The sequence below is a fragment of the Pseudomonas sp. HY2-MNA-CIBAN-0224 genome, assembly GCF_040310285.1.
In the GTDB taxonomy this organism is placed as follows: Bacteria; Pseudomonadota; Gammaproteobacteria; order Pseudomonadales; family Pseudomonadaceae; genus Aquipseudomonas; species Aquipseudomonas helleri.
The window spans coordinates 1-263 of sequence record NZ_JBEOPQ010000608.1; the positions used below are offsets into that span (position 1 = coordinate 1).

Here is a 263-nt window from a genome sequence, read left to right on the forward strand (position 1 = left end):
GAATAGAAGCTACTTCATCGTGAATGGCAAACAAAGCTTCATTTTCAATTAAAAAAACTATGACTTTCTGATCTTCAAAATGTTCATTTTTATCGGTCTCAGTCAAAATTTGTAAATCATCTAAACTAATTATTTTAAAATCCGAATCTTGAATACCAATTTCCAAATAATTATCAGATAATTTGTTGAACTTGTATTTACCAATATCTTGGGCTACTTTTTCTGTTGTTTGTCCTGTAGTGACGAACATAAAGCCTTTAGGG

1 protein-coding gene is annotated in these 263 nt (G+C 29.7%); it reads right to left on the minus strand.

The features are described from left to right. Positions 1-263: hypothetical protein (locus tag AAEZ03_RS27750; protein ID WP_350583102.1), on the minus strand; the 263-nt coding region annotated here is incomplete at both ends.